Genomic DNA, 4,066 nt, shown 5'->3' on the forward strand with positions numbered 1-4,066 from the left:
GGGTCGGGCTGGGCGGCGGCGAACTGCGGGTCGGCGGAGACCAGCTCGGCAACGCGGTGGGCGAGTTGCTCCTCGTCTGAGATGGAGGAAAAAATGGACATGATCAAACCTCTAATGGATATCTCGCGAAAGTTGATTTTTTGAGGCGCACGGCGTGCGTCGATGCAAACTACGTTAGCAAAACTAACTTAATTTCAGCTGGCTGAACGGGTGTGACGTTGCCCTCACGAAGTGCGTACCGCGTGACGGTTCAGCTCAACGACTCCTCCAGCCACGGGAGCAGCCACTTAACCCCTTCGGGCGTGAGGTGGATACCGTCGCTGCGGACCTTGATGCCGTCGACTTTGGCGGTGTAGGTACCCGCCGGCCCAAGCTTCTTGTTCAGGTCCATCACCGTCACGGCTTCGCGCCCGGCGACCTCGCGACGCAGCAGAGCGTTCCACCGGTCGACGCGCTCCGGATTGTCTTCCGGCCACAGGCTGCCGTCGGGCCGCTCACCGTAGCGGCTATAGGGCACCGTCGTCACCACCACTCGGCTGCCGGCGGACTCCAGCACGTCGAGCGCGCGACGCAACTCAGCGATCAGGTAGGCGTCGAAGGTCGGGTCACCGATGTGCGACCACTGGCCCTCGTTGACTCGGTCCACGGTCTCCCAGCGGCCTACGAACAACAGCACGACGTCGGGCTGGTCGGCCTTGACCTGCCGAGTCCAGCGAGCCGGCCACCCGTCACATTCCTTGCCCTGATCGATGGTCTTGCCGGCCCAGCGGTAGGGACCGGCCCGCACGATGCTGCAGCCCACGACCGTGTGGTCGATGAAGTCATAGCCGGGGGTCTCCGGCAGATAGTGCATCAGGGTCCAGCCGATCGAATCACCGAACACCGACACCGTGCGCGGACGGTTGGGGTCATGCCGCACAGGTTGAGGCCGTGGCCGGGCAGGATCCGAACGTCGCGCCGGGGGCGACGGCGACACCACCGCGGCCGCCGCCACATCGGGGGTCACGCCGTTGGCGGCCGTGGGTCGTTCGACGACCGGCACCACCAGGAACGTGACCGCCACCGCGGTGCCGCTGACGGCCGCCCCCAGCGGCAGCAGCGAAACCCGCGCCGGACGCCACTTGCGTAGCGGCTCCTCCAGGACCCACCACGACACTGTCGCCAGCGCCAGCGTGGCGGCGCACCGCACACCGAACAGCGCCCACCCCGACCATCCGGTGCGCTCGCCGTTGAGCACCAAGAACACCGGCCAGTGCCACAGGTAGACCCCGTAGGAGATGGTCCCGAGCCAGACCAGCGGAGGCCAGGCCAACGCCCGGGCGAGCAGGCCGCTCTGGTGCAGGGCGACCGGGGCGATCACCGCGATCGCGGCGACGGCGATCAGGGTGAGCAGCCCGCCGCGGAACTCCGCAGCCGTACCGGTGGCGCGATGAGCTGCTGTCGCCAGCACGGTCAGGCCCACCATCGGCAGCAGCCGCGCCACCCACACCGCACGGCGGGTCCGTAACACCGACCAGCCGGCCGTCAGCGCCGGCCAGTCCCCGACCAACAGGGCCGCCGCCGCGGCACCGACCAACAGCGCCTGCGCGCGGGTGTCGGTGCCGAAGTAGACGCGGTCGCGGGCAGCGTCAGAGGCCAGCAACTCTGCTGCCGTCGCCGACACGGCCGCACCGGCGCTGGCCAGCAGGAAGACGGTGAGCCGCACGCCGCCGACGGTGGCCCACCCGCCACGACGGCGGGCGCGGGCCGCCAGCAGCAGTGCGATCGCGATCAGCAGGAGCGGCCACAGGAAGTAGTACTGCTCTTCGACACCCAGCGACCAGGTGTGCTGCAGCGGTGACGGGGTTCCGGCTTCGGTGAAGTAGTCGGTGTGCTGGGCGACGAACCGCCAATTGGCCACCCAGAAGAAGGCGGCGATCGCATCTTCGCGCAGGCCGACGACCGCCTCCGATGGCAGCAGTTCATGAGCTATCGCGACGGTCAGCACCATGAGGACCAGTGCGGGCAGCAGCCGGCGGATACGCCGGATCCAGAAGCCGGTCAGGTCGATCCGGCCGGTGCGGCCGAGCTCGTCGATGAGCAGGGAGGTGATCAGGAACCCACTCAGCACGAAGAAGAGGTCGACGCCGATGAAGCCGCCCGACAGCCCGGGGATGCCACCGTGGTCGGCCAGCACCAAGGCGACGGCCAGCGCACGCAGGCCGTCCAAGGCGTGGATTCCCGGGCGCCGCCGTTCCCGCCGAATCCGGTCCGCGCCGCGCGCGGTGGTCAACCGGGCGGCACGCGGGGCCGGCGCGACCCAGCGGGATTTTCCCGAGGTGCGCATTGAGGTGGCCTGGCGAGTCCGGCTCCCGGCCGGTCGACTCATGACATCTTGGTCGCCGTTGGCGCCGATTGGTCGATCCTCTCGCTGGTGGACCAACGAAAGCTTAGGGGGCGACCAAGGGGCTCAGTGGGATGACACGCTCGCGATCAGGAGACCAATTCGGCAGTGCGCCACCAGATCAGGGCGACAAGGACCGCCAGCACCACAAGAACGGCCGCCGCCTGAAGTCGACCGCGGTAGGCCAACGGCGGGTAACCGTAGACGGAGGCGATCACCAAACCGGTGATCAACCCGCCGAGGTGACCTTGCCAGCTGATGTTCGGCACGGTGAAGGTGAAGACCAGGTTGATGACGATCAGGGCGCCGATCCAACCGACGTCGACGTTCAACCGGCGGCCCAGGATCAAGGTGGCACCGAACAGCCCGAAGATGGCGCCGGAGGCCCCGGCCGTCGCGGCGTTCATCGGCGCCAACAGGTAGGCCGCAACCGAACCGCCCAACGCGCTGAGCAGATACAGCGTGGTGAAGCGCACTCGGCCAAGACCGCCTTCGAGTGCGGGCCCCACCACATATAGCGCCCACATGTTGAGCATCAGGTGCATGGGGCCGTAATGCAAGAACGCCGAGGTCAGCAGGCGGTAGATCTGCCCGTCAGCCACCGCTGGTGTCCAGAGCACCAACTCGGACTCCAGCTCATGCGACGACAGCTGGCCCACGAAGGCGAGCACGCTCAACGCGATCAGCCCGTAGGTGACCACCGGTGTGTCGGTGACGACACGAGTCAGCCGACCCGCCCGGGGCGCCGACGCAGCGCCCTCCTTCGCACAGTCCAGGCAATGCTGGCCGACGGAGGCGCCTCGCATGCAGTCGCCGCAGATGTGGCGGTCACACCGCGTACAGCGCAGCGCGGTGGCCCGGTCGGGGTGCCGATAGCAGACGGTCATGGTTACACCTTGTCAGAGCGTTGCGCTGTAGATTTCATGCCATGTCCACTCCGGCTCCTCGCCAACCGCTCAATGACGTCGTCACCCGGTTTTGGAGCTTTGCCGCACCGGCCTACGACGCCGGCTTTCTGCAGCGGTGGGTCTACCGGCCCGCCCAGGAAGAATTGATCGCCGCGCTGCGGTCCCGCCGTCCGGCCCGGGTGGCGGACATCGCCTGCGGAACGGGCATCCTGGCCGACCGCATCGAACGCGAACTGTCCCCCGAGTCGGTCTATGGGGTGGATATGTCGGAGGGCATGCTCGACGAGGCCCGCGAGCGCTCGTCGCGGGTGCAGTGGTTGACCGGCCCCGCCGAGCAGCTTCCGTTCGACGACGGTGCGCTGGATGCGGTGGTCACCAGCTCGGCATTCCACTTCTTCAACCAACCGGCCGCGGTCCGGGAGTTCTATCGGGTGCTGGCGCCGGGCGGGATGGCGGCGGTCACCGGGATGAGCCCCCGTCTGCCCGATCCGATCAAGCAGCTGTCGGGGATCGCCTGGAATCCGGCGAAGCAGCCCACGCCCCGGGAGATGAGCACGCTGTTCACCGACGCCGGCTTCACCGTGGCCGAGCAGCATCGGGTCGCGCGTCCGGCCTGGACACTGGTGGTGTCGGACCTGATCACGGTGGGCGTCAAGAACTAGCGCGGTACCGTCGTTGGGTATGAGATCGATCAAGCCGGCCGGCACGGCGGCATTCACCCTGGCCGTCACCCTGGCGGCGGCCTGTGCTGCCGCCGGGATCGCCGGGGCAGAAC

Annotated in this window: 3 protein-coding genes; 1 reads left to right on the forward strand and 2 read right to left on the reverse strand. The window is 68.1% G+C overall.

What is annotated here, in order from left to right:
* Positions 1-250: 250 nt before the first annotated feature.
* Together BST15_RS20740 and BST15_RS20745 are read right to left on the reverse strand one after the other, a co-directional pair.
* Complete coding sequence (locus tag BST15_RS20740; protein ID WP_083071166.1) at positions 251-2,326, reverse strand: DUF459 domain-containing protein; 2,076 nt, start codon at positions 2,324-2,326, stop codon at positions 251-253.
* Positions 2,327-2,472: 146 nt separating this feature from the next.
* Positions 2,473-3,270 (reverse strand): rhomboid family intramembrane serine protease, encoded by a 798-nt coding sequence (locus BST15_RS20745; protein ID WP_046188886.1) that lies wholly within the window; start codon positions 3,268-3,270, stop codon positions 2,473-2,475.
* 41 nt (positions 3,271-3,311) lie between these two features.
* Here BST15_RS20745 and BST15_RS20750 point away from each other — a divergent pair, with 41 nt between their 5' ends.
* Positions 3,312-3,953, forward strand: a complete 642-nt coding sequence (locus tag BST15_RS20750; protein WP_046188885.1) for a class I SAM-dependent methyltransferase — start codon at positions 3,312-3,314, stop codon at positions 3,951-3,953.
* Positions 3,954-4,066 lie beyond the last annotated feature (113 nt).

This window comes from Mycolicibacter arupensis (genome assembly GCF_002086515.1).
In the GTDB taxonomy this organism is placed as follows: domain Bacteria; phylum Actinomycetota; class Actinomycetes; order Mycobacteriales; family Mycobacteriaceae; genus Mycobacterium; species Mycobacterium arupense.